The organism is Mycobacterium sp. ACS1612 (assembly GCF_001667505.1).
Taxonomy (GTDB): Bacteria; Actinomycetota; Actinomycetes; order Mycobacteriales; family Mycobacteriaceae; genus Mycobacterium.
Window position 1 is genome coordinate 107187 of sequence record NZ_LZHZ01000035.1, and the last position, 24193, is coordinate 131379.

The 24193-nt window shown below is 66.8% G+C and carries 25 protein-coding genes; 16 read left to right on the forward strand and 9 right to left on the reverse strand.

The annotated features are described in order from the left end of the window. The first annotated feature begins 47 nt into the window (after positions 1-47). The 4 genes from A5724_RS15895 to A5724_RS15910 all read left to right on the forward strand — a co-directional run bounded on the left by A5724_RS15895 (position 48) and on the right by A5724_RS15910 (position 2878). Positions 48-824 (forward strand): metalloregulator ArsR/SmtB family transcription factor, encoded by a 777-nt coding sequence (locus A5724_RS15895; protein WP_067803867.1) that lies wholly within the window; start codon positions 48-50, stop codon positions 822-824. 2 nt (positions 825-826) lie between these two features. Continuing rightward, a complete protein-coding gene (locus A5724_RS15900; RefSeq protein WP_067803491.1) occupies positions 827-1594 on the forward strand; it encodes a DUF899 domain-containing protein in 768 nt (255 codons plus the stop codon). Between the two features lie 98 nt (positions 1595-1692). Beyond that, the gene (locus tag A5724_RS15905) at positions 1693-2142 is read left to right on the forward strand and encodes a MarR family winged helix-turn-helix transcriptional regulator (RefSeq protein ID WP_197518673.1); all 450 of its coding nucleotides are present in this window, start codon (positions 1693-1695) and stop codon (positions 2140-2142) included. Between the two features lie 70 nt (positions 2143-2212). Next, complete coding sequence (locus tag A5724_RS15910; protein ID WP_067803870.1) at positions 2213-2878, forward strand: nitroreductase; 666 nt, start codon at positions 2213-2215, stop codon at positions 2876-2878. Between the two features lies 1 nt (position 2879). Here the strand turns inward: A5724_RS15910 and A5724_RS15915 are convergent, their stop codons facing one another. The 5 genes from A5724_RS15915 to A5724_RS15935 form a co-directional block, all read right to left on the reverse strand. Then, the gene (locus A5724_RS15915) at positions 2880-3530 is read right to left on the reverse strand and encodes an MBL fold metallo-hydrolase (protein WP_067803497.1); all 651 of its coding nucleotides are present in this window, start codon (positions 3528-3530) and stop codon (positions 2880-2882) included. A 17-nt stretch (positions 3531-3547) separates the two neighbouring features. Beyond that, on the reverse strand, positions 3548-4225 hold the full coding sequence (locus A5724_RS15920) for a S9 family peptidase (RefSeq protein ID WP_067803500.1): 678 nt from the start codon (positions 4223-4225) through the stop codon (positions 3548-3550). Between the two features lie 268 nt (positions 4226-4493). Further along, positions 4494-5123, reverse strand: coding sequence for a uracil phosphoribosyltransferase (gene upp / locus A5724_RS15925; protein ID WP_067803503.1), 630 nt, complete (start codon positions 5121-5123; stop codon positions 4494-4496). Between the two features lie 4 nt (positions 5124-5127). Beyond that, positions 5128-6309 (reverse strand): DUF1688 family protein, encoded by a 1182-nt coding sequence (locus tag A5724_RS15930; protein WP_067803505.1) that lies wholly within the window; start codon positions 6307-6309, stop codon positions 5128-5130. Beyond that, positions 6306-7592 (reverse strand): GTP cyclohydrolase II, encoded by a 1287-nt coding sequence (locus A5724_RS15935; protein WP_067803511.1) that lies wholly within the window; start codon positions 7590-7592, stop codon positions 6306-6308. Before A5724_RS15935 ends, A5724_RS15930 begins: the two co-directional genes overlap by 4 nt. Positions 7593-7739: 147 nt before the next feature. Here A5724_RS15935 and A5724_RS15940 point away from each other — a divergent pair, with 147 nt between their 5' ends. The 3 genes from A5724_RS15940 to A5724_RS15950 all read left to right on the forward strand — a co-directional run bounded on the left by A5724_RS15940 (position 7740) and on the right by A5724_RS15950 (position 10481). After that, positions 7740-8294 (forward strand): hypothetical protein, encoded by a 555-nt coding sequence (locus A5724_RS15940; protein ID WP_156752306.1) that lies wholly within the window; start codon positions 7740-7742, stop codon positions 8292-8294. 143 nt (positions 8295-8437) lie between these two features. Beyond that, positions 8438-9682, forward strand: coding sequence for an acyltransferase (locus A5724_RS15945; RefSeq protein ID WP_082965049.1), 1245 nt, complete (start codon positions 8438-8440; stop codon positions 9680-9682). Between the two features lie 106 nt (positions 9683-9788). After that, positions 9789-10481, forward strand: coding sequence for a GDSL lipase (locus A5724_RS15950; protein ID WP_067803517.1), 693 nt, complete (start codon positions 9789-9791; stop codon positions 10479-10481). A 51-nt stretch (positions 10482-10532) separates the two neighbouring features. Here the strand turns inward: A5724_RS15950 and katG are convergent, their stop codons facing one another. Beyond that, positions 10533-12773 (reverse strand): catalase/peroxidase HPI, encoded by a 2241-nt coding sequence (gene katG / locus A5724_RS15955; protein WP_067803522.1) that lies wholly within the window; start codon positions 12771-12773, stop codon positions 10533-10535. Positions 12774-12809: 36 nt separating this feature from the next. After that, on the reverse strand, positions 12810-13265 hold the full coding sequence (locus A5724_RS15960; protein ID WP_067803525.1) for a Fur family transcriptional regulator: 456 nt from the start codon (positions 13263-13265) through the stop codon (positions 12810-12812). A gap of 225 nt (positions 13266-13490) precedes the next feature. On the opposite strand from A5724_RS15960, the gene A5724_RS15965 reads away from it, so the two are divergent. The 6 genes from A5724_RS15965 to A5724_RS15990 are packed head-to-tail and all read left to right on the forward strand — an operon-like array spanning position 13491 to position 19357. Beyond that, positions 13491-14354 carry an ABC transporter permease gene (locus A5724_RS15965; protein WP_067803528.1) on the forward strand — a complete coding sequence of 288 codons (864 nt, stop codon included), beginning with the start codon at positions 13491-13493 and terminating at the stop codon, positions 14352-14354. Then, on the forward strand, positions 14351-15070 hold the full coding sequence (locus tag A5724_RS15970; protein ID WP_067803531.1) for an ABC transporter ATP-binding protein: 720 nt from the start codon (positions 14351-14353) through the stop codon (positions 15068-15070). The genes A5724_RS15965 and A5724_RS15970 overlap by 4 nt, the downstream gene beginning before the upstream one ends. A gap of 19 nt (positions 15071-15089) precedes the next feature. Beyond that, positions 15090-16136 carry an ABC transporter substrate-binding protein gene (locus tag A5724_RS15975; RefSeq protein ID WP_067803533.1) on the forward strand — a complete coding sequence of 349 codons (1047 nt, stop codon included), beginning with the start codon at positions 15090-15092 and terminating at the stop codon, positions 16134-16136. Then, positions 16133-17464: an LLM class flavin-dependent oxidoreductase gene (locus A5724_RS15980; protein WP_067803537.1), complete on the forward strand. Its 1332-nt coding sequence runs from the start codon at positions 16133-16135 to the stop codon at positions 17462-17464. The genes A5724_RS15975 and A5724_RS15980 overlap by 4 nt, the downstream gene beginning before the upstream one ends. Next, positions 17457-19028, forward strand: coding sequence for an FAD-binding protein (locus A5724_RS15985; protein ID WP_067803539.1), 1572 nt, complete (start codon positions 17457-17459; stop codon positions 19026-19028). The genes A5724_RS15980 and A5724_RS15985 overlap by 8 nt, the downstream gene beginning before the upstream one ends. Then, positions 19025-19357 (forward strand): ferredoxin family protein, encoded by a 333-nt coding sequence (locus A5724_RS15990; RefSeq protein ID WP_067803545.1) that lies wholly within the window; start codon positions 19025-19027, stop codon positions 19355-19357. Before A5724_RS15985 ends, A5724_RS15990 begins: the two co-directional genes overlap by 4 nt. A 41-nt stretch (positions 19358-19398) precedes the next feature. Here the strand turns inward: A5724_RS15990 and A5724_RS15995 are convergent, their stop codons facing one another. Continuing rightward, the gene (locus A5724_RS15995; RefSeq protein WP_067803548.1) at positions 19399-20280 is read right to left on the reverse strand and encodes an SDR family oxidoreductase; all 882 of its coding nucleotides are present in this window, start codon (positions 20278-20280) and stop codon (positions 19399-19401) included. A 79-nt stretch (positions 20281-20359) separates the two neighbouring features. Between A5724_RS15995 and A5724_RS16000 the strand changes: the two genes are divergently transcribed. Then, positions 20360-20935, forward strand: coding sequence for a TetR family transcriptional regulator (locus tag A5724_RS16000; RefSeq protein WP_067803551.1), 576 nt, complete (start codon positions 20360-20362; stop codon positions 20933-20935). On the opposite strand, the gene A5724_RS16005 is transcribed toward A5724_RS16000, so the two are convergent. Beyond that, on the reverse strand, positions 20917-21663 hold the full coding sequence (locus tag A5724_RS16005) for a glutamine amidotransferase (RefSeq protein ID WP_067803554.1): 747 nt from the start codon (positions 21661-21663) through the stop codon (positions 20917-20919). The two genes, A5724_RS16000 and A5724_RS16005, sit on opposite strands and share 19 nt — an antisense overlap. 62 nt (positions 21664-21725) lie before the next feature. On the opposite strand from A5724_RS16005, the gene A5724_RS16010 reads away from it, so the two are divergent. Beyond that, the gene (locus A5724_RS16010; RefSeq protein ID WP_197518674.1) at positions 21726-23084 is read left to right on the forward strand and encodes an aldehyde dehydrogenase; all 1359 of its coding nucleotides are present in this window, start codon (positions 21726-21728) and stop codon (positions 23082-23084) included. Between the two features lie 128 nt (positions 23085-23212). Beyond that, entirely contained in the window at positions 23213-24193 is a 981-nt protein-coding gene (locus A5724_RS16015; RefSeq protein ID WP_232004858.1) for a peptidoglycan-binding protein, read from the forward strand.

The window sequence follows — 24193 nt, forward strand, 5'->3', positions numbered from 1 at the left end:
TAGTCGGACATGCAGCCGACCAGCTGCATATCACGGATATGGCAGAGATGGACGAGGTATTCAAGGCGCTGGCAGACCCAAGTCGACGCCTACTGCTCGACAGCCTCAACGCCCGCAACGGGCAGAACTTGCAGGAGTTGTGCGCGCGGCTGTCAATGGCGCGGCAATCGGTCAGCAAGCATCTCGCGGTGCTCGAAGCGGCCAACCTGGTCACCACGGTGTGGCGGGGGCGGGAGAAGCTGCATTACCTCAACGCGGAGCCGATCAACGCCATCGCCGACCGTTGGATCAACCAATACGACCGCGCGCGGGTTCAGACGCTCGCGGACTTGAAGACAGCATTGGAGAGCGAATCAATGAGCGACAGCAGGGAATTCGTCTACACCACCTACATCCGCACCACGCCGGAGAGACTCTGGCAGGCAATCACCGACCCCGCGTTCTCGCACCGATACATGGGACACGCGATGGTGTCCGACTGGAAGAAGGGCTCCACCTACGCCTGGGAGGACCACGGGCTGAAGATCGAACACCCCGACCAGGTGATCCTGGAATCCGACCCGTACCGCAGACTCGCATTCACCTTCCACACCTTCGTTCCCGAACTGGCCACAGCCGTCGAAGGTCTCGACGAGCAGACGGTCGCCACGTGCGCCGCCGAACGTCGGTCGAAGGTCTCGTTCGACCTGGAACCCGAGGGCGAGATGGTGAAGTTGACTGTCATCCATGACGACTTCGGTCCGGACAGTACTGTGCTGGGTCTGATCTCCGGTGGCTGGCCGTGGAAGCTGTCCAACCTGAAGACCGCACTGGAGCAGTCATGACCATGAAGACTCCACCGGTCGTTTCTGCGCAGGAGTGGGATGCCGCCTGGCAGGCGATGCTGGTAAAGGAGAAGGACGTTCAACGCGCTCGTGACGCCCTGGCTGCACAGCGGCGTCGGATGCCGTGGCTTGCAGTCGAGAAGGAGTACGTGTTCGACGGGCCGAACGGCAAGGTTAGTCTGCTCGATCTGTTCGACGGCAGGCGCCAACTGATCGTCTACCGCGCCTTCATCGAACCCGGCACCGGCGGCGACGATGTTCCCGGGCACCCGGGCTGGCCCGAACACGGTTGCGTCGGTTGCTCTTTGATGGCCGATCATGTGCCCAACCTCGCCCATCTCAACGCGCGAGACACCACGTTCGTCTATGCCTCGCGCGCGACGCAACCCGACCTTGAGCGGATGAAGGCAAAGATGGGTTGGCGGCATCCGTGGTACACCATCACCGACGATTTCGACAAGGACTTCGGCTGCGATATGTGGCACGCCACCAACGCGTTCATCCGCGACGACGACGGCCACGTGTTCCGCACCTATCTCATCAACGGCCGCGGCGACGAAGTCTTCGTCAACACCTGGAACCTGCTCGACATGACCGCTCTTGGGCGGCAGGAGGATTGGGAGGACTCGCCAGAGGGCTACCCGCAAACGCCACCGTATGAGTGGTGGAGCTGGCACGACACCTACGCAGAGCACACGCCGTGGCGGTGGTTCGGCGACCCCGACCCGACCGACCCTAACGACCAGCGGCCACCGCGCAAGGACGCCTAGTCGCGAACGCGGTTTCGCGAAATGCACCTTTTGTTCGGTCCTTCTCGCACTTTCGGTGCAAAACGTACGTTTCGCGGATGCGACGGTATCGTCGCGCCATGGGCAATGCGCGCGCGACAGACCGGGCCGGCGACACGTCGCCTTTCGCACTCGGATTGGCGCTGCGTCGCGCCCACTGGCACGCGGCCGCGGTGATGTCGGAGGCCTTCCGGCCGCTCGGTATCGAGTTGCGACACTTCGCGGTGCTGCTGGTGCTCGTCAACCGCGGGCCCACGCCCCAACGCGACCTCGCTGCCGCGACCGGCTCGGACAAGGCGGGAATCATGCGAGTCGTCGACGACCTCGAACGTCAGGGCCTCGCCGTGCGCAAGACGGTGCCGGGGGACCGACGCATCCGCGCGGTGGAGATCACCAAGAAGGGACTCAAGGTCTTCGACGCCGCCCATGTGGCCGCAGAGCCACTGGCCGAACAGCTCGTCGCCCCGCTCAAACCGGTAGAAGCCAAACAGCTCACTGCACTCCTCGACCGGATCTCGGCTACGCCCTGACGGAAATAGTATCGATCAATACGGTGTTGAATGATACTGTAAGGATCGAAACGAAGCAGGCAATGAGATGATGGATGTCTATGAGGCCGTCGAGAGCAGGCGGGCTGTGCGCGCCTTCACCGACCGGCCGGTATCGCGCGAAGTGATCGACCGTGTGCTGACCGCCGCGGCCTGGTCACCATCGGGATCGAATATTCAGCCGTGGAACACCTTCGTGGTGACCGGCGCGCCGCTGGCGGAGCTGAAGAAGCGCGCCACCGAGCGTGTCGCCACCGGAGTCCCGTGGGACGACCGCGAATACGAGATGTATCCGCAGCCGATGAAGCCGGTCTATCAGGAGCGCCGGGCCGCCTTCGGCAAGGAGCGCTACAGCGCACTCGGCATCGCCCGCGAGGATTGGGAAGCCCGCCAACGTGCGGCAATCGCCAACTGGGATTGCTTCGGCGCGCCCGCAGCGCTGTTCGTCTATATCGACCGGGACCTGGGCGTGGCGCAATGGGCCGACGTCGGCATGTATCTGCAGAGCGTCATGCTGCTCCTACGCGCCGAGGGGCTGCACAGCTGTCCGCAGATGGCCTGGTCTCAGGTGCGCGAAACCGTCGCCGACGTCGTCTCGCCCCCCGAAGGGCTGATCCTGTTCTGCGGCATGTCGATCGGCTATGAGGACACCACCGTGAGTCTTCCTCGAACAGGTCGGGCGCCGCTCGACGAGACAGTCACCTTCGTCGACGGGTAACTCAGGCCGGCACGGTCTTCAGCGCCTCGGCGACGCATTCGCTCCAGCGGCCGTTGTCGACCGACTCGATCGCCGTGTCGCCGCCGAACGCGCTTGAGATCACCACGCTCGGTTGCACCGTCGCAAGCACCTCGAGGCTCGACCGCAGGTCCGCGGCGCTGCCGCGCCCAGGTGCCAGAAATGTCGCCCACGTGCCGGCGGCCGTCGGGAACATGGTGTCGCCGGTGAACAAGTACGTTTCGCCGCCGACGCCTTCGGCCAGATAACAGGTGCTGCCGTCCGAATGTCCTGGCGTGGGAACCACATCGACGCCGTTCTCGTCGACATGACGGCGAGCCGCAACGGGCACGTCGACCCTGGCGTGGCGGGTGATCGCGTCCAGTTCGGCGGCCGGCGCGTGCAACCGGGATCCGAATCTCTCGGCGACACGCGCCAGCATCGGGCCCGCCTCGTCGAGGTGGGAAAGGTACTGCGCGCTCACGCCGCCCAGGTCCTCGATGGCGTCGAAGTCCGCGTCAGAGGCCGGGCTGTAAAACAGGATGTTTCCGGTTGGCCGCCGCCACAGATACGCGTGTGTCGTCAGGCCCGGGAAGGGGGATTCGGTGCGGGTCTGCCAGAGATCGTCTCGGATCTGGGTCATTTCGGAACTCATGGGTCCACCGTGCGCCCTCAACCATTGTTGAGGTCAACCCCCGTCGCAGATGCGATGCGCCCGGCCACGTCGGCGGCGACCGCCAACACCGCAGGGTCGTCCGACGGGAGGTAGCGATCCCCGGCGCGGTCGTAGGTGGCGCCGGCGATCGCGCCGTGGTCGGCGGCCAACTCGACGTACTCGACGGGCCAACCGCTGTCGCGCAGCTTCGCCGCGAACGACCGGCTCACCTCGACCGGCACCACATCATCGGCCGCACCGTGCAACAGCGTGAAAGGTGAAGGGTTGTTGGGTAATTGGGTGGGCAGGGGTGCGCCGGTTATCGGGCTGCGTGCGATGAACGCGCCCGCCAGACAGACAGTGTGGGCCACAGCCACATCGAACTGCCCGGCGTTGATGGCCACTCCGGCCGCGGCAGCACCGCCCAGCGACCAGCCGACCAAGAGAAGCCGGTCGACATCGGCGCGCTCGCGGACGAACTCGAGCGATCCGACCAGATCAGCACGACCGCCGTCGGGGGCGTGGGAGTCCCAATCCGGCACCACCACCGTGAGGCCGTGACCGGCCACCAATTCGGCCAGTGGTCGCATGGTCGTACGCGCGTCGGTCTGCGCGCCGTGCCACATCAGCACCACAGCACCTGCCTCACCGATCACGTCGACGGCTCTGCCCGGGGCGTACTGCAGCGTATGCATGTGGGCAGTCTGCCCATCCGACACCGCTGCTAACCGCGTGGGCGACGGGCGTCCCGCATATACGCCGCCCAGGTCTGCGCCTCGCTGGGTAACGGGAGATAGGTGTGGCCGCAGTCCAACAGCCAGGCACCGGGGCCGGCAGTACCGACAGTGCGCCATGGCTTCGACGTTATGGAGTCGCGGCGAGTGCCGAAACGGGTCGCGCGCCCCCTGGCCGAAAGCGCCTCCTGGGCATCCGCGCGGGTGTGACGGTGGGGGATTAGGGGTTTTACTTGGTGCCGAAGATGCGGTCCCCGGCGTCGCCGAGGCCAGGCAGGATGTAGCCGTGCTCGTCGAGCTGACGGTCGATGGCCGCGGTGTAGATCGGCACCTCGGGGTGTGCGGCCTGCATCGCGGCGATGCCTTCCGGACAGGTCAGCAGGCAGACGAATTTGATCGATTTGGGACCGCATTCCTTCAGCCGGTCCACCGCAGCCACCGCCGAGTTGCCGGTTGCGAGCATCGGGTCGACCACCACCACGTCGCGTTCGGACAGTTCGCCGGGCAATTTGAAGTAATACTCAACGGCGACAAGTGTTTTGGGATCGCGGTAGAGGCCGATATGCCCAACGCGGGCACCGGGCACCACGTTGAGCATGCCGTCCAGGATCCCGGTGCCCGCACGCAGGATCGACACGAAGACCAGCTTCTTGCCGTCGATCACCTTGCCGGTGGTGCTTTCCAACGGTGTGTCGATCGCGACGTCGTGCAGCGGCATGTCGCGCAGCACCTCGTAGGCCATCAACGCCGAGATTTCCTGCAACAGTTGGCGGAAACTCTTGGTGGACGCGTCTTTCCGCCGCATCAGCGTGAGTTTGTGCTGCACCAGCGGATGGTCGATCAGTTGCACGGCGGCCACGGCGCTAGAACACCGTCCCGTCGCTGACGATGGACAGCGGGGGACGCCCATCGCGCAGGCGCGCGGCGAGCGCTCTGCCCGCGGCCCACGTGCCGCCCTCGAGCACGCACGCCAGCGGCATCCGATCGGCGTCCACACCCAGACGGGTGCGCACCAGCGGGGCCAGCTCGTCGAGCAGGGCCACGGTCAGCGCCCGCCAGTCGACCACGAGCTCGTCGCCGACGTCCCAGCTGCGCGCCGCCCAATCCGGATCGCGCAGCCGCAGCACACCGGTGTCCAACAGCAGGCCGCCGTTGCGATACTCGGGGAGCCCGGTCAGTTCGTCGAGGCCGTCCACCTGCACGCCCGCGGATTGAAACGGTTCTGACAGCGAGTACGTCAGCCACTGCGACAGCTTGTGAAACGGCATCCAGCCGTCGGTCAGCCCTGCGCCGGGCACGCCGTCGTGGCGCCAGCAGTCGCCGAGCGCTTCGTCACCGATGTTGTTGGGCGCCAACCAGACTCGCGACAACGAAACCAGCACTCGAGCGAGGATGTCGTGTGCGGCGATTCGCGATCCGACGTCGAAGAGGTCCGCCGGTCGGGTGTGCGCTCCCAGCGCGTCGGCCAGTCGGTGCAGCACCGCCACCCGGCCCTCCAAACCCACCAGCGGGTTTGCGGGTCCGCACTGGAACGCCTCGGCCAATTTGTCGACGGTGAGCGCGCGCAGACCCACGGTATCGACCTGTGGCAGGGCATCGCCGGAGAACAGTCCGCTGCAGAACGCGTGCCAACTGGCCACGCCGAGCCCCTCGGACCGGGCGAACCGCTGGCCGGTCGCCGCTTCCAGATACTGCCAGCGCGGTCCGGCGCCCGCGTCGAGCAACACGCTGACCACGGTGAGATCGATCATCGCCGCGAGATCGAGGTCGGCCTTCCGGTCCACGCCGCCCGCTTCGAAGTGCCGCCAGCGACTGTGCAACGGAACCCGCAGATCGGGATAGCGAGCGCGGGTGACGTCGACGACCTCGTCGGCGGCCGCGGAAAGCGAGTCGTCGTCGACGACGAACCAGGGGGAGTCGCCCGCCCGGGCCCGGTTCAGCAGAAACTGTGCGCGCTGCCGGATCGCGGTGGTGCTGCGCAACGCCGCCGCCGCGCCCGCGGGGCGGTTGACGTCGTGCTCGGCCCGCACGCCGACCAGGCTCATCCGTCGAGCCCCCGGCCCTTCGCCTTGCGTAACTCCTCGGCGTCGGGCACCGGTCCGGGGGTGAAGTAGCCCGCCGCCGTCTTCGCATCGATCTCCACCCGCGCGTCCGCCGGGATCAGCGCGTCGGGGATGTTCACCCGCTCGCCGACCTCGATCCCCGACGAGGTGATGGCGTCGTACTTCATATTGCTCATCGAGACCAATCGGTGGATTTTGCTGATGCCCAACCAATGCAGCACATCGGGCATCAACTCCTGGAAACGCATGTCCTGCACGCCCGCCACACATTCTGTGCGGGTGAAGTACGCCTCGGCGGTGTCGCCGCCGACTTGGCGCTTACGCGCGTTGTAGACCAGGAATTTGGTCACCTCGCCCAGCGCACGCCCCTCCTTGCGTGAGTAGGCGACCAGGCCGACCCCGCCGCGCTGGGCGCCGAGGATGCACTCCTCGATCGCGTGCGTCAGATAGGGGCGGCAGGTGCAGATGTCCGACCCGAAGACGTCGGAACCGTTGCATTCGTCGTGCACCCTTGCGGTCAGTTCGACGCTGGGATCGCTCAGGTCGCGGGCATTGCCGAAGATGTAGACGGTCTGCCCGCCGATGGGCGGCAGGAAGACCTCCAGGTCCGACCGCGTCACGAGTTCGGGATACATGCCGCCGGTTTCCTCGAACAGCACACGGCGCAGGCTCGTCTCGCTGCAGCCGAACCGCTGCGCCACGCCCGGCAGGTGCCAGACCGGTTCGATGGCCGCCTTGGTCACCAGCGCGGCGCCGGTCGGCAGCAGGATCCGACCGTCGGGCACCAGCCGACCCTTTTGAACGGCTTCGGTGACCTCCGGCACGATCACGTGCGCTTTGGTGATGGCGATCGTCGGCCTGATGTCGTAGCCGGCGGCGAGATCGGCGGCATAGACATCGGCCACCATCGCGCCCCACGGGTCCAGGCTGACGATCCTGCCGGGTTCGCCCCATCTCGGATAGGGGCCGATGTCGTCGGTGGGCGCGGTGTCGGTCAGATCGGCGCGGTGCTCACGCGAGAGCGCGCCGGACGCCACTGCCAGGGCGCGGTAGACGCTGTACGAACCGCTGTGCGTGCCGATCACATTGCGGTGGGCCCGCTTGGTGGTGGTGCCGATCAGCGGTCCGCGTTCGGCCGCGGTCGGCGCACCCCAGCCAATCGTCGGCGCGTCGAGGCCGCCGCTGTGTGAGGTCAGCCTGATGTGCCGCGAGCCGCCGTTCGACGCAGCAGGCGATGGCGCGTCGGCACCGGTATCAGCAGACATGGTCGTCCTCAGTCGAGAAGGCGCAAGCATATCCACTCTGCCCTGTCGGCGCCGGTCGTGCAGAACCATTGACCGCGACACGCCACAGCAAACACCAATTTGGCGACACCGCGTACCGTCGGCAAACGTCGCGCGTACCATCACGACATGCTGGGGGAGGACGTCTCCGACCGGTTCGACTACCTGTTCGAGCCGCTGGAAGCCGACGAGTCGGCCGGTGACGGCGGCGACGCGGCGAAGTCCGTCGTTGCGCGACCTCAGGAGGACGGCCGCTGGTCACGCCGGATCGTCCTGTCCGGCATGGTTCTAGCAACCCTGGCTGCCACGGCGGCAACGGTCGTCGTCCTGCTCCAACCGGCCCGGCCGACCCAGCCCCTCGTCACACCTACCGACACCACGCTGCTGCCGATGGCGACGTCGACCGCACCACCTGCGGCGATGCCGACCCCGACGGGATCGCCCGTACCCGTACTGCCAGCGACCGTCAGCACGTCTGCGGCCCGCCCACCGGCTCCACCGCCGAGTGTCGCCACGCCCGCACCGCCCGCCGCGCCGCCAAGCCCCGCTCCCAGCGCGCCACCGGCCACCCGCGCGCCGATCAGCGTCAGCCCCCAGACACGTGCGCCGTTCCCGAACCACAGTCCGCCACGGAAGAACGACGACGGCGGCGGACTGCTCGGCGGACTCGGCGGGCTTCTGTAATCCGCGACACGCGGGTTTTACAGCAAGCACACAGCATTTGGTGCACGGCAATCGGTCGATGGCGCTGTTATTCTGCCAACGCCGGGGGTTGCGCCGCCGGCGTCGTGATCCGAAACAGCAGAGTCCCTCACGAAAAGAGTTTTGTGCGCACCGGAGAGATCAAAGCCCTATCCGGCTTGCGCATCGTTGCCGCGGTGTGGGTGGTGCTGTTTCACTTCCGGCCGTGGCTTGAGGTGTCGGCGCCGGGCTTCAGATCGGCGCTGGCACCGGTGATCAATTGCGGTGCCCAGGGCGTCGACCTGTTCTTCATCCTCAGCGGATTCGTGTTGACGTGGAATTACCTCGACCGCATGGGCGAGTCGTTTTCGATGCCGGAAACCCTGCATTTCCTGTGGCTGCGGTTGGCCAGGGTGTGGCCGGTCTACGTGGTCACGCTGCACCTCGCGCTGGGATGGATCATCTTCACGCTCTATGTCGGCCACCTGCCGTCACCAGTGGCCGATCAGTTCAGCGCCGTCAGCTACGCCCGGCAGCTGCTGTTGGTGCAGTTGTGGTTCCAGCCGTTCTTCGACGGCTCCAGCTGGGACGGCCCCGCCTGGTCGATCAGCGCTGAGTGGCTCGCGTACCTGATGTTCGGCGTCTTGGTTCTGGCGATCTTCCGGATCGCCAGGGCCACCCGGGTCAGGGGCTTGCTGGTAATGGCGGCCCTGGCGTGCCTGCCGCCGACGCTGCTGCTGCTTGCGACCGGCCACTTCTACACCCCGTGGAGTTGGCTCCCGCGCATCGTCATGCAGTTCACCGCGGGGGCGCTGGCGTGCGCGGCGGTCCGCAAGATGCGACCGTCCGACCAGACCCGCCGACGCGCCGGATATCTGTCGCTGGCGATCGGCCTCGGCATCATCGGCATCCTGTACTTCCTCGACGCACACCCGGTGCCCAAGGTGTCGGATTCCAGCGGGCTGGTCGACGTCTTGTTCGTCCCGTTGGTGGTGACCCTGGCCATCGGAGTCGGCAGCCTGCCGCGACTGTTGGGTACCCGGGTGATGGCGTACGGCGGCTACATCTCGTTCAGCCTGTACATGGTCCACGAGATCGTGCACACCGCGTGGAACTGGTTCACCGCTCAGTTCGAGATCGTGCTCACCCCGAGTTGGTCGGCGAAGTTGATCATGGTCGGCGTGTTCGCGGTCGCCCTTGTCTGCGCGGTGCTGCTGTACGAATTCGTCGAAGAACCGGCGCGGATCTGGATGCGCAGGATGGTCAAGGAGCGACGACTTCCCGTAGCCGACCCGCATTCCGAGGAACCCGACCCGACGCAGAACAAGTTGCAAACCATCCGCGGCTCCCGACAGGTGCCCGCGAACACCGTCTCCGCGCGCGCCGGCTGACGTAGCGAATTGCCCTGCGCGCGACCGCAAGCAGCGTTTTCACAACGTGTTGCCTACAATTGCGACCCGCTCGGCGATTCCCAGGATCGGATCGTAGGCTGTTCCGGTGAGTCGTCTGTTCACGTTCGTCGTTGCGATCGCCCTGCTGATCGGCCTGTCGATTTCGGCCCCAACACCGGTGCGGCACAACGAGATAAAGACGCTGGACGCCTCGCTCAATCGCATCGCAGTGATAGGGGACTCGTACACCACCGGCACGGATCTCGGCGGCCTGGGCGCCAAGGGATGGACGACGCGCGCCTGGCAGTTGCTGGCGCGCGACGGTGTCCGGGTGGCGCCCGACGTGGCCGCTGAGGGCGGCGCCGGCTACGGCACCCGCGGAAACCACGGCAGCGTGTTCGAGGACCTGACGGCCGATGCGGTCAAGCCAGACGACGCGCTGGTGGTGTTCTACGGCTCCCGAAACGACCAGAACGTCGACCCGACTCAATTGTCGGTCCTGGTTTGGGGCACCTTCCAATTAGCCCGTCGCACAGCACCATCGGCGAAGTTCCTGGTGATCGGTCCGCCTTGGCCGACCGCCGACCCGCCCGCATGGGTGCTCGGCATCCGGGACGCGCTGAAGTATCAGTCAGGGGTCGCGGGGGCGACGTTCATCGATCCGATCGCCCAGGGTTGGTTCGTCGGACACCCGGAGTTGATCGGCAAGGACGGCGTGCATCCCACCGACGCCGGGCACGCCTACATGGCTGAAAAGATCGCGCCACTCATCAGCGCACAACTCAGTCGGCAGATCTGACGACAACGCCCCGCAAGCCGGATGACTTGCGGGGCGTCGCCGTTGGTTCGATCAGGCCAGATCGAACCTGTCGTTGTTCATCACCTTGACCCAGGCGGCGACGAAGTCCTCGACGAACTTGCCCTTGCTGTCGTCCTGGGCGTAGACCTCGGCGATGCCGCGAAGCACCGAGTTGGAGCCGAACACAAGGTCGTTCGCCGTCGCCGTCCACTTGACCGCCCCCGAGGAGCGGTCCCGTCCCTCGTAGACGTTCTCCACGGTCTCCGACGGCTTCCACTCGGTGCTCATGTCGAGCAGGTTGAGGAAGAAGTCGTTACTCAGCGTGCCCGGCTTGTCGGTGAGAACGCCGTGCTTGCTGCCGCCGTGGTTGACGTTCAGCGCCCGCAGACCGGCGACCGTCACCGCCAGCTCGGGCGCCGTCAGATTCAACATGTATGCCTTCTCGATGAGCAGCTGCTCCAACGGAGCCTTCTCACCGGGACGCACGAAGTTGCGGAACCCGTCGGCCCGCGGTTCGAGCACCGCAAACGAGTCGACGTCGGTCTGCTCCTGCGACGCGTCTGTGCGCCCAGGCGCGAAGTAGACCTCGATCTCGTAGCCAGCGTCGCGCGCCGCCTTCTCGACCGCCGCCGAACCGCCCAGCACGATCAGGTCGGCCAGCGAGACCTGCTTACCGCCGGCGGCATTGAACTCCTGCTGGATCTTCTCCAGCACCGGCAGCACCTTGGCCAACTCGGCAGGCTCGTTGGCCTCCCAATTCTTCTGCGGCTCGAGGCGGATGCGCGCGCCGTTGGCGCCGCCGCGCTTGTCGGTGCCGCGGAAGCTCGCCGCCGACGACCATGCCGTCTTGACCAGCTGCTGCACGGTCAGGCCGGAATCGAGCAGCTTGCTCTTCAGCGACGCGATGTCGGCCTCGTCGATCAGCTCACCCTCTTGAGCGGGAACCGGGTCCTGCCACAGCTGCGGCTCGGCCACCCACGGCCCGAGGTATCGCTCGATCGGGCCCATGTCGCGGTGCATCAGCTTGTACCACGCTTTGGCGAACGCCTCGTTGAGCTCCTCCGGATGGTCGAGCCACCGCCGGGTGATCTCGCCGTAAATCGGGTCGACCCGCATCGAGATGTCGGTGACCAGCATCGTGGGCTTACGCGGCGGCCCGCCGAACGGATCGGGGATCGTCGCCTCGGCGTCCTTCGCCTCGAACTGCCACGCGCCCGCCGGGCTCTTGGTCAGCTCCCACTCGTTGCCGTACAGCATCTCCAGGAAGGCGTTGCTCCACTTGGTCGGCGTGTTGGTCCACACCACCTCCAGGCCGCTGGTGACCGTGTCGCCGGCCTTACCGGAGCCGAACGGGCACTTCCAGCCCAGGCCCTGCTGCTCGATCGGCGCGCCCTCGGGCTCCGGTCCCATACCCTCGTCCGGGCCCGCACCGTGGGTCTTGCCGAGGGTGTGGCCGCCGACGATCAGCGCAGCGGTCTCCTCGTCGTTCATCGCCATCCGGCCGAACGTCTCGCGGATGTCGTGCGCGGCCGCCAGGGGATCGGGCTTGCCTTCTGGGCCTTCGGGATTGACGTAGATCAGGCCCATAGTGGTGGCACCGAACGGCTCGGCGAGCTTGCGGTCGGTGTCGTTGGTGCCGCCGTAACGCTGATCGGTGCCGAGCCAGGTGTCCTCCTGGCCCCACAGCATCTCTTCGGGCTCCCAGATGTCCTCGCGACCGAACGCGAAGCCGAACGTCTTGAAGCCTGCCGACTCCAGCGCGGCGTTCCCGGCGTAGGCAATCAGGTCGGCCCACGAAATCTTGTTGCCGTACTTTTGCTTGATCGGCCACAGCAGCCGGCGCGCCTTGTCCAGGTTGGCGTTGTCGGGCCAGCTGTTGAGCGGGGCGAAGCGCTGCGCGCCCTGCCCGGCACCGCCGCGACCGTCGAAGATGCGGTACGTGCCCGCGGCGTGCCAACTCATCCGGATGAACAGGCCTGCGTAGCTGCCGTAGTCGGCGGGCCACCAGTCCTGCGAGGTGTTGATCAGGTCGATGACGTCGCGCTTGAATGCTTCGACGTCGAGCTTGGCGAACTCGTCGGCGTAGTTGAAGTCTTCACCGAGCGGGTTGCCTTTTTCGTTCTGCTTGTGCAGCACCGAAACGTCGACCTGCTCCGGCCACCAATCCCTGTTGGTCAACGGAGCGTGCGTCTTCGGCTTCGGTGAATCGATAACCGGGTTCTCGCTCTCGCTATGACTGGCCGTCTTGGCGTCGTCATGCGGTGGGCGAGCGTCAGATGTATCAGATGACACAACATTCCTTCCGAGGGTGGGTGTTACGGGCTGTGATCACGGGTGTGATCGCGTCGCTTGTGATGCCGAGCAGTCGGGGCACAGACCCCAGTAGATGACCTCGGCCTCGTCGAGCACGAAGCCGTCGAGCGCGCCGTCGGGGTCCGACGGAGTCAGGCACGGCGCCTCGCCGACCGCGCAGTCGACGTCTGCGATGACGCCGCAGGACCGGCAGACCACATGGTGGTGGTTGTCACCGACGCGCGACTCGTAGCGGGCGACCGAACCTGAGGGCTGGATCCGTCGGACCAAGCCTGCGGTCGTCAGGGCGGCGAGTACGTCGTAAACCGCCTGCCGCGACACATCGGGCAGGTCAGACCGCACGGCACCGAAGATCGACTCGGTGTCGGCGTGCGGAAGCGCGTGCACCGCCTGCAGCACCGCCAACCGGGGCCGCGTCACGCGCAGATCAGCGGCGCGCAGCCGATCTGCGTAGTCGGGTGCGGACGTCACGGCACCTAATATCGTCCCTTTTCTGGAATGGGTCAAGTATTTCCGCAGGCCATTTTGGGCCGAGTCGGGGGCGTGTTCGGTCGAGAAAGAATCGCGTCGATTTCATGGCTCCCGCACACGTTGCCATTGCGGCATGGTGCTCACCACACCACTTATCCGCGAATTCTCCGAGCGCGCAACGCAACAGCGCGCACGTTCGTCGATGTCGCCTCCGGAAGGCAAGCAATGGCCCTACTCGCACCCCCAGCGCCCGCGCGCACCACGTCGCGTGATGTGTTCCTGCCGGGCGATGCCCGTCACCAGTCCCGGCTTCCCACGCTGCGTCGCAGGTTGCGCTGGCCGCTCGGGATCTACACCACGCCCGTGCTGATCTTGGTGGTCTGGGAGTTCCTGGCCCGGGCGGGTTTCCTCAAGCCGTCGTATGCGCCTGCGCCGTCGGACATCCTGAGCACGACGGTGGAGTTGTGGCGGGACGGAGTGCTCGGCCCCGATCTGTCGATATCCTTGCAGCGGGCGGGAATTGGGTTGGCCATCGGGTTGGCCCTCGGCATCGTGACCGGAGTGCTCGGCGGTTTTCTGCGCACTGGCGAGTACGTCTTCAACGGGGTCACGCAGATCTTGAACACCATCCCGCTGCTCGCCGTGCTTCCGCTGTTTGTCGTCTGGTTCGGCATCGACGAACTGACCAAGGTCTTGTTGATCGCGTTCGGCGCCGGGGTGCCGATGTACCTCAACCTGTTCGCGGCGATCCGCGGGGTCGACCAGCGGCTGATCGAGATGGCCCGCACCACGGGCGCGGGCTCCTGGCGGATCGTCACCCGGGTGCTCGTTCCCGGGGCGCTACCAGGTTTCCTTGTAGGTCTTCGGTTTTCGCTGGCCTACAGCATCCTGGGCCTGGTCGCCGCGGAGACGGTCAATGCCGACGAAGGCCTCGGCTTCATGATCACCCAGGCCCAGACCTATCTGCAGACCAACAAGGTCTTCGTCGGCCTGGTGATCTACTCGGTCCTCGGTCTGCTGGCCGACCAGTTCGTCCGGATCCTCGAGCGGGTGCTGCTGCGGTGGCGCCCTAGTTATGAGGCGCTGTGACCGCGGCATCGCGCACTCAGACAGGGGTTTTCGCCGAGCAGGTGGTGCGCAGGTTCGGAGATCGCGTGGTACTGGATCACCTCGACCTGATGATCGACGACGACGAACTCGTGGTCCTGCTCGGCCCGTCGGGCTGCGGCAAGAGCACCCTGCTGCGTCTGCTCGCGGGGCTGGACAAGCCGGACGGCGGTCGGATCGAGGTGCCCGCCAAGCGCGCGATCGTGTTCCAGGGCGACCGACTGCTGCCGTGGCAACGGGTGCTGCGCAACGTCACCCTGGGCCTGCGCGGCGCCGACGCCGACGACCGCGCCCGCAAGGCGTTGGCCGAAGTGAACCTCGCAAGTCGCGAAAAAGCCTGGCCCAAGCAACTTTCCGGCGGTGAGGCGCAACGGGTGGCGCTGGCAAGGGCGTTGGTCTCGGAGCCCGAGTTGGTGCTGCTCGACGAGCCGTTCGCCGCGCTGGACGCGATCACCCGGTTGCGCATGCACGACCTGGTGCGTGCGCTGCGCGGCAAGCACCACGCGTCCATGCTGCTGGTCACCCACGACGTCGACGAAGCGATCGCGTTGGCCGACCGGATCGTCGTGATGAACAACGGCAGGATCGGCGACGCGCACACGGTCCGGCTGTCCGCCGCCGAGCGGGAGGCCAGCGTTGCCCGCGAGGAACTGCGCGCCGCTCTTCTCGTCGATCTCGGACTTGCCAGCCAGCATTAATTCCATTTCAGGAGAAATCATGTCTCACAAGCCTTTCCGCGTCGGTTTCGTGGCGGTGCTGCTCACCGTCGCAAGCGTGCTCGCGGCGTGCTCGTCCTCGAAGGGGCCGGAAGCCCCGCTGAGTAGTTCCGGCGGTTCACCCGCGGCCAGCCACCCCGAGTGGAGCCAGTACACGTTCACCATCGGCGACAACGGCGGCGACGGCAGCGAGGAGCTGGCGAAGGTGACGGGCGCGTTCGACGATGCGCCGTACAAGGTCAAGTTCGCGCGCTTCGACTACGGACCGCCGTTGGTGCAGGCCGCCGCCACCGGCGAAATCGACCTCGGTTACGTGGGCACGGTGCCGCCGATCACCGGTGCCGCCAAGCAGTTCGGCTTCAAGATCGTCGCCACCCAGCACGGTTCGGACCTCACCAAGGCCGCCGAGAACATCATCGTGGGGAAGGACTCGCGGATCGAGTCGCTCGCCGACCTGAGGGGTAAGAAGATCGCTGTCCCGCAGGGCAGTTCGGCGCACGGCCTGGCGCTGCTGGCGCTCAAGAGCGTCGGTCTGACGCCGAAGGACGTGCAACTGGTGTACCTCAGCCCGGCGGCGGGCGCGACGGCGTTCAACACCGGAAAGGTCGACGCCTGGTCGATCTGGAATCCGCCGTCGGCGATCGCGGTCAAGGACGGTGCCCGCATTCTGGCCAAGGGGCTTCCGCCGATCGACCAGGTCAACAACTACTACGTGGCCAACGACAAGTCACTTGGCGATCCCACCAAACGAGCCGCGCTGGCCGATGTGTTGACGCGCATCGCGCGGATCTTCAACTGGGCTCAACTGCATCCCGACGAGTACGCCAAGGCGATCGCCAAGGAGACCGGTATCTCGAAGGAGGATGCGCGCACGACGGTGGACGCTTACCAGTTCAAGGTCACGCAGGTGCTGCCGGAGGACATCAAGGCCGAACAGGATCTCAGCGACGCTTTCTTCGAAGCCGGTGAGATCACCAAAAAGGTCGATGTCGCCGAGATCACCGACAACTTGCTGCCTTACGGCTTCGACAGCACCAAGCTGGCATGAGCGGCCGTCGGGAACTCCACCTCAACGCCTTTTTGATGGAGGCGGGACACCATGAGGCCGCGTGGCGGTTGCCGCAGAGCAATCCGCGCGCGGACTTCGACCTGGCGCATTGGATCGCATTGGCGCAATTGGCGGAGAGCGCGAAGTTCGACTCGCTGTTCCTCGCCGACGGGCCGGCGCTGACGGGCAGCGGGGCATTCCGCCCACCCGGCCAACTCGAGCCGCTGACCCTGCTGACCGCGCTGTCGCAGCACACCAGCAGGATCGGGCTGATCGCGACCGTGTCGTCGACGTACAACGAGCCGTACAACCTGGCGCGGCGGCTGGCGTCGGTCGACCACGTCAGCGGTGGCCGGGCCGGGTGGAACATCGTCACCTCGGCGACCCCGCAGGAGGCCGCGAACTTCGGCCTCGACGACCGCCTCGACCATGCGGAGCGGTACGCGAGGGCCGATGAGTTCCTGACCGTCGCAAAGGCGTTGTGGGACAGCTGGGAACACGAGGCAATCCAGGGCGACAAGGCGTCGGGCCGGTACGCCGACGTGGCCCGCCTGCACACGATCGCCCACACTGGCGCGTACTTCAAGGTCGCGGGTCCGCTGAACGTCGAACGTCCGCCGCAGGGCCATCCGCTGTTGGTGCAGGCCGGGTCCTCGGAGGACGGCAAGGGGTTCGCCGCCCGCCACGCGGAGGCCATCTTCACCGCGCACCAGACCTACGAGCGGGCCGCCGACTTCTATGCCGACATCAAGGCGCGCACCAAGGCCGCCGGCCGCGATCCCGACGGCGTGCTCGTGCTCCCTGGGATCGTGCCGATCATCGGATCGACCGAGCACGAGGCCCAGGAACTGGCCAGAGAACTCGACGAGCTTCGGGTGCCGGATTACGGGTTGTGGCAGCTGTCGAACATCATCGAAGTCGACGTGTCGGCATTGGAGCTCGACAAGCCGTTGCCTACAACTGTTTTGGCGCGCCCGAAACTCGAAGGTGCACAGAGCCGCGCCGACCTCATCGTCGAGCTGGCGCAACGCGAGGGTCTCACTGTCCGCGAGATCCTGTCGAGGCTCGGCAGCGGTCGGGGCCACTTCACCTTCGTCGGCACGCCGGACCAGGTCGTGGACACGATCGTCGCATGGTTCGAAGGGGGAGCGGCCGACGGGTTCAACATCATGGCCGCGGCATTGCCGTCGGGGCTGGAGACGTTCATCGATCAGGTGTTGCCGATCCTGCGACGCAAGGGGTTGTTCCGCGAGGAGTACACCGGCACCACGCTGCGCGAGCACTACGGACTGCCGTTGCCTGCCAACCAGTTTCACGGTCATGAGTAGCGCAGCGCCGCTCTCGACGGGCGTCTTGGTGATCGGGGGCGGGCCTGCGGGCACCTGGGCGGCGATCAAAGCGGCGGAAGGCGGAGTCGAGGTGATCCTGGCGGACAAGGGCTACACCGGCGCCAGCGGCGCGACGGCCTCGGTGGGCACCGGGGTCTGGTACGTCGACGATGTCCCCGAACTTCGAGAGGCCGCGATGGCGAGCCGGGAGGCCCTCGGCGGTCACCTCGCCGACCGCGAGTGGATGACGCGGGTGCTCGACGAAACCCACAGCAGGATGGACGAACTCGCCGAGGTTCAGCGCTATCCGTTCCCGGTCGACGAAGCGGGCCGCTCCCTCCGTGACGACCTACAGGGCCCGGAATACATGCGCCGGCAACGGCTTCGGGTGCAGCGGCTCGGGGTCCGCATCCTCGACCACACCCCGGCGCTGGAATTGCTCGTCGACGACGACGGTGTGGTCTGCGGAGCGGTGGTGCTCGATCGCGCGACAGGGCAGACGCTGCGCATCGAGGCGTCGGCTGTCGTGCTCGCCGCGGGCGGGTGTGCGTTTCAGTCCAAGACGCTCGGGTGCGACGTCAACACCGGAGACGGTGCGCTGATGGCGGTGGAGGCGGGCGCGGTGCTGTCGGGGATGGAGTTCTCCAACGCATACGCGATCGCGGTCAAGGGCACCTCGCTGACCAAGACCGCGTATTACTCGTGGGCGACGTTCTACCGCGCCGACCGGTCGGTGCTTGAGGGCGCGGGCAGCGCCAAGGGCAGGTCCGTTATCGCCGAAACGCTGCTGTCCGAGCCCGTTTTCGCCAGAATCGACCGCGCCACCGAGGACGAGCAACGCGCGATGCGCAAAGGTCAACCCAACTTCTTCCTGGTCTTCGACCGGCTCGGCATCGACCCATTCACCGATTTCTTCGAGATCACCCTGCTGGCCGAGGGAACCGTCCGCGGCACCGGGGGTGTGCGGGTCGCCGACTTCGACTGCTCCACCGACGTACCCGGCCTGTATGCCGCCGGTGACACCGCAACACGGGAATTGATATGCGGGGGGTTCACCGGCGGCGGCAGCCACAACGCGGCATGGGCGGCGTCCTCGGGCAGCTGGGCCGGGCTGGGCGCGGCGGCGTTCGCGACGGGCCGGGGGAGGCCGGCGGCCGGATCGCGTCCCGTCGGTGGCGCCGGTCTGCGTCCGAGCGCCGCAGCGAATCTGAGCTACCGCGACATCGTCACCGAAGTGCAGCGCCAAGTACTGCCGTACGACCTCAACTATCTGCGGCACGGCGAGCGGCTCGCGCCTGCCTTGAAGTCGTTGCACGGCATCTGGTCTGAGGTGCGGACCGGCCTCGGCGGGTGCGGCGAGGAGCTGTTCCGGGCCCGTGAGGCGGCCGCGATGCTCGCCCACAGCCGGTGGATGTACCACGCGGCACTGAGCCGGCCGGAGAGCCGAGGCATGCACAAGCGGCTGGACTATCCGGCGTCGAATCCGGCGCACGGGCATCGACTGCTCACCGGCGGCCTCGACGACGTCTGGACCCGGCCCGAACCGGTCCGCGTCGCCGCATGATCGAGGTCGTTGCCGCCGAGCGGTGCATTGCCTGCGACCGGTGTATCGACGTGTGCCCGACCCGGGTGTTCGACCGCGGCCCCGACGGCATCCCAGTGCTGGCGCGACACGACAGTTGCCAGACCTGCTTTCAGTGCGAGGCGTATTGCCCCACCGACGCGTTATTCGTCTCGCCGCTGGCCACCAGAGCACCTGTCGATTCACCGTTCCGCGACGCCGCTGGCCTCGCCACATCGGGGTTACTCGGCGGCTACCGCCGCGAACTCGGCTGGGGCAGCGGACGCGCTATAGGCGCCAGGACGGCCGTTGGCCCGGTGTACCCGGACTGACTCGCACGACGACCGCACGCCCCCAGCGCAGTGTCACCGCGCTACGCCGCTCGCGCGCCGAAGTAGTGGCCCTCCTCGAGATCCGCCAACAATCCGGGTCGGGTGGGGTGCCAACCCAGCAGTGCGCGGGTGCGGTCGTCGGACGCCGGGACGTCGAGCGAGAAGAAGGCGCCCAGCCAACCGAAGTGCTCCGGTGCGACGGAGCTGACGGGCAGACCGAGTTGACGGCCGATCACGTCGGCGATGTCGCGACTGGGGATTCCCTTGTCGCCGATTGCGTGAAGCCGCGCGCCCGACGGCGCAGACTCGAGCGCCAACCGGTACATCCTGGCGGCGTCGAACCGGTGCACGGCCGGCCACCTGTTCGACCCGTCGCCGGGGAATCCCGAAACACCTGTCTCCCTGGCGATTTCGATCAGCCGCGGGACGAAGCCGTGGTCACCCTCGCCGTGCACTGACGGCGGCAGTCGCAGCACCGAGACGCGCACGCCGCTGTCGGCGAATTTCAGCGCCGCCTGCTCGGAGAACCGCGGTGACGCGGGCGACGCGGCGTCGTCCTCGGTCAACTCGCGGCCGAGGGAGAAGCCCGCCAACCCGGAGGTCACGACGAACGGCCGATCCGATCCGGTGAGCACGCCGCCGATGGCGTCGATGGCGACACGGTCGCTCTCGGCCGCCCTGGCGAAGTTCGCGAAGTCGTGCGTGAACGCCAAGTGGATCACGGCGTCGGCGGATTCGGCGCCCGCGCGCAGACTTTCCAGATCTTCGATGTCCCCTCGATGTGCCTGCGCGCCCGCCCTCTCGATCGTCTGCGCGGAGGACTCGGACCGCGCCAGGCCAAGCACCTGATCCCCCGCGCCGATGAGTTCTGCTACGACGGCCGATCCGACGAATCCGGACGCACCGGTGACGAACACTCGCATTGAAACCTCCCACTGATGTCAGCTGCTGTCATCACGGTAACGCCGATGACAGTCGCTGTCATTCCCCTAGGATCGATGCGTGAGCCGGTGGCAGCCCAATGCGCGCGGCCGCCTGGAAGAGGCGGCGCTGGAGCTATACGCCGAGCGCGGGTTCGACGAGACGACCGTCGCCGAGATCGCCGAGCGGGCAGGCCTGACGGAGCGGACCTTCTTTCGGCACTTCACCGACAAGCGCGAAGTGCTGTTCGGGGGACAGGATGCGCTGGTCGAACTGATCGACGCGACCATCGCGCAGGCGTCGAAATCCGCGTCGCCGATCGATGCGGCGGGTGACGCCTTGCGGGCTGTCGGCGAAATGCTCGAGGGCCGTCGCGAACAGGCTCGGCGGCGCCAGACCGTCATCGACGCCAACCCCGGCCTGCAGGAGCGCGAGCTGATCAAGCTGGCATCGCTCGCGGAGGCGATCGCTGCAGCACTGCGGCGTCGCGGGGTCGCCGAGTCCGCCGCCGCGCTCACCGCCGAGACGGCGATCGCGGTGTTCAAGGTCGCCTACAACCGGTGGCTGACCGCAGCGAGACGCAAGGATCTGCCCCGCCTCCTCGGCGACTCACTCGACGAGTTGAAGGGCTTGACCGGTCACGCTTCGCGGGCGTAGCGCTGCGCGAAGCTGCGCAGGATCGCGGGCGGATGCTCAACGCTGTGCTGCAGTGCGTCCGACTTCAACGACTCCGCGGTCTCCGGCGCGAAGTAGCCGTAGTCCTTGTAGACGTCGATGCGGGTGCAAATGCCGTCGGCGTCGAGTTCGGGGTGAAACTGTGTGGCGTATACGTTGGCGCCGACGCGGAACGCCTGAATCGGACAGTCCGCGGAGTAGGCCAAGCGGACCACATGCGGCGCCAGTGCACTGACGCCTTCTTTGTGGCCGCCGTAGGCGTCGAACACCCCCGGCATGTCGACGAACAGCGGATCTCGGCGGCCGTCGTCGGTCAGGGTGACGGTCATGGCGCCGACGGGTTCGGGATACGTGCGGTCGACGGACGCACCGACGACGGAACCGAGCGTGCCGACGCCGTAACAGCAGCCGAGGAATGGGAAGTCGGCGTCGACGATCTGCGCGATCAGCGGCAGCAGTTCTGCTTCAACGCGTCGCTGCGTCGGCGATTTCGACTCCGCCGGATCGCTGACGTTGTACGGCCCGCCGCCGAGGATGATGCCGGACCAGTCGGCGAGGTCGATATCGCCCAGCGACTGGTGAGTGAGCCGAATGCGGTGCATCCCCTCGGAATCCAGACCGGCGAAGCGCATCATCGCCCTGTACTCGTCGTCGGCCGCGGCATCCTCGGCACGTATGGAGAGCAGCAGAAACGGGGCAACGGTTGACATGGTGGGCTCAATCTAACGGCTGTCGACGGTGTCGACGGTGCTGTCGCGGGTAACACCACGTCATGTCGCAGGCCACGCTAATCACTGTCAACAACCCACGCACCGGACATCCCGTCACCCGGGTGCCCATCGCCGACGCCGCAGCATGCGACGCGGCGGTGGCCCTGGCCCGCGCAACCTGCGGCGAATGGGCCGCCACGCCACCCTCCGAGCGGGCCGCGGCAATCAGCGCCGCGGCCGAGGATGTCCGGCGGGCTGCCGAGGAACTCGCCGACCTCAACGAGCGGGAGACCGGCAAGCTGCGCGACGATTCGCTCGGCGGCGTGGAGGCCGGTGCCGCCACGCTGGTGCAGTACGCCGAGCTCGGCCCGCTTCACGGCGGTCGCAGCCTGCAAGGTGGTTGGTCCGCAACGGATTTGATGATTCCGCAGCCGCGGGGCGTGGTCGCGGTCCTGACACCGTGGAATGATCCGGTGGCCGTCGCCGCCGGACTGCTAGGCGCCGCGCTCGTCGCGGGAAACACCGTCGTGCACAAGCCAAGTGAGCGCTGTCCCGGCACCGGGCGGCGGTTCGCCGAACTGCTGGCAGGCAGGCTGCCCGCCGGTGTGTTGCAAATCGTCGACGGCGACGCGACGGTCGGGGCCCGGTTGGCCGCAGCCGAACATGTTGATGTGGTCGCTCACGTCGGCAGTAGCGTCACGGGCCGCGCGATCGCCAGGGCATGCGCAGAGCGAGGAGCCAAGGCGCTGCTGGAGAACGGCGGCAACGACGCGTTGATCGTCGACGACGGCGTCGATCCGCGGTGGGCCGCCGAACAGGCGGCGCAGGGTGCGTTCGCCAATGCAGGCCAGATCTGCGTCTCCGTCGAACGGATCTACGTGGTCGAGGCGACCGCCGATGCGTTCATCGATGCGTTGGTCGACCAGGCTCGGCAATGGGCCGAACGGATCGGCCCACTCGTCGACGATCGGCAGCGTGAGGTAGTGCATCGGCATGTCACCGATGCGGTGAAAGACGGTGCCAGGGTCCTGGTCGGTGGTGAGCCGCGCGAGGGCGACGGGTCGTTCTATCCGCCGACGGTGATCGTCGACTGCACGCCGGACATGCTGGTGATGCGTCAGGAGACGTTCGGGCCCGTCGCCCCGGTGCGGGTGGTGCCCGATTTCGACACGGCGTTGGGCGAAGCGGCCGCAGACGACTACGGACTCGCGGCGACGGTCCTGACGGCGGACATGGCGCGCGCCCAGCAGGCCTGGCGCAGGCTCCCGGTCGGCACCGTGAAGATCAACGCGGTGTTCGGCGGAGCGCCCGGCGGCGCGTCCGAACCGCGCGGCGCCAGCGGTAGCGGGTTCGGGTTCGGCCCCGAACTGCTCGACGAGATGACGGCGATGAAGGTGGTGCACTGGTCCTCGCCCGGCTGACCCTATTCGAATCAGCAAATGTTGTGACCAGCTGTCAGTGGCCTGAATCACGCAGCGACCTGCTGAGTGACCACGTCTTATCAACGTCTTAGTTAATTCGGCGTCTCGCTTCTACCAGCATCGAAGATGTGCGTCGAAGATTTTTCTGCAAATTTTCTATTGATCATGGCGACGACTGGGTACTCGCGGAAGCACAAGTGCTGGCGAGAGTCCCCGGTACCGGCAAACAGCCAAGCCGGGAACGACATGGAACAGGAGACGCAGTCATGAGCGGCAAGGGACTGAGCCCCGAGGAGCTGGGCGCCGAGATCGGCATCGCACTTCCCGCCAAGGAGGTGGTATCGATCATCGACGTGAACGCCGACATCAATGTCGGAATCGATGCCGCCTCGCCGATCGACCTGTCGGCGGCGGCCAACCTCAACGTGGCCGCGCCGATCCAGGCAGCCGCGGGCGCCAACGTGCTGACGTACGGATCCGACGCCAGCTCGACCGCCACGCATTCAACCGACGGCGGCGTGATCATCAACCAGGGCATGGCAGACGTGGACGCGACCGCGACCTCGCTGCAGGACAGCGGCATTGATCAGAGCGGTGACACCAGCACGGGCGGTACCGACACGGGCGGAACTGATACGGGCGGAACTGACACCGGCACCACTGTTGACACCAGTGCCGTGGGGCTGACAGAGGGCGCTCTGCTGAACGTCGACGTCAATGTCGATCTCAACGCCGATCTCGCCGCGCCCATCGCCGGCGCCGTTGCCGCCAATGCCAACGTGGCCGCGCCGATCAACGCCGGCGTGGCGGCGAACATCGGCTCGATCGATTCGACGGCGAACGCGGTCACGATCCAGGACGCGGTCATCAACCAGAGCATGTCCGACGTTCATGCCACCGCCTACTCCGATCAAACTTCCAGCATCGATCAGGGCAGCGGCGACACGACGGGTGACACCGCAGGCGCTTCGACAGCCAGCGCCAGCACGGGTGATTCCTCGGGCGGCACCGCGAGCGGTGACACCAGCGGCGGCACGAGCGGCAGCGGCACCGGCAGCAGCGGCACCGGTACCAGCAGCGGTGGCACCGGCAGCACCTCTACCAACTGA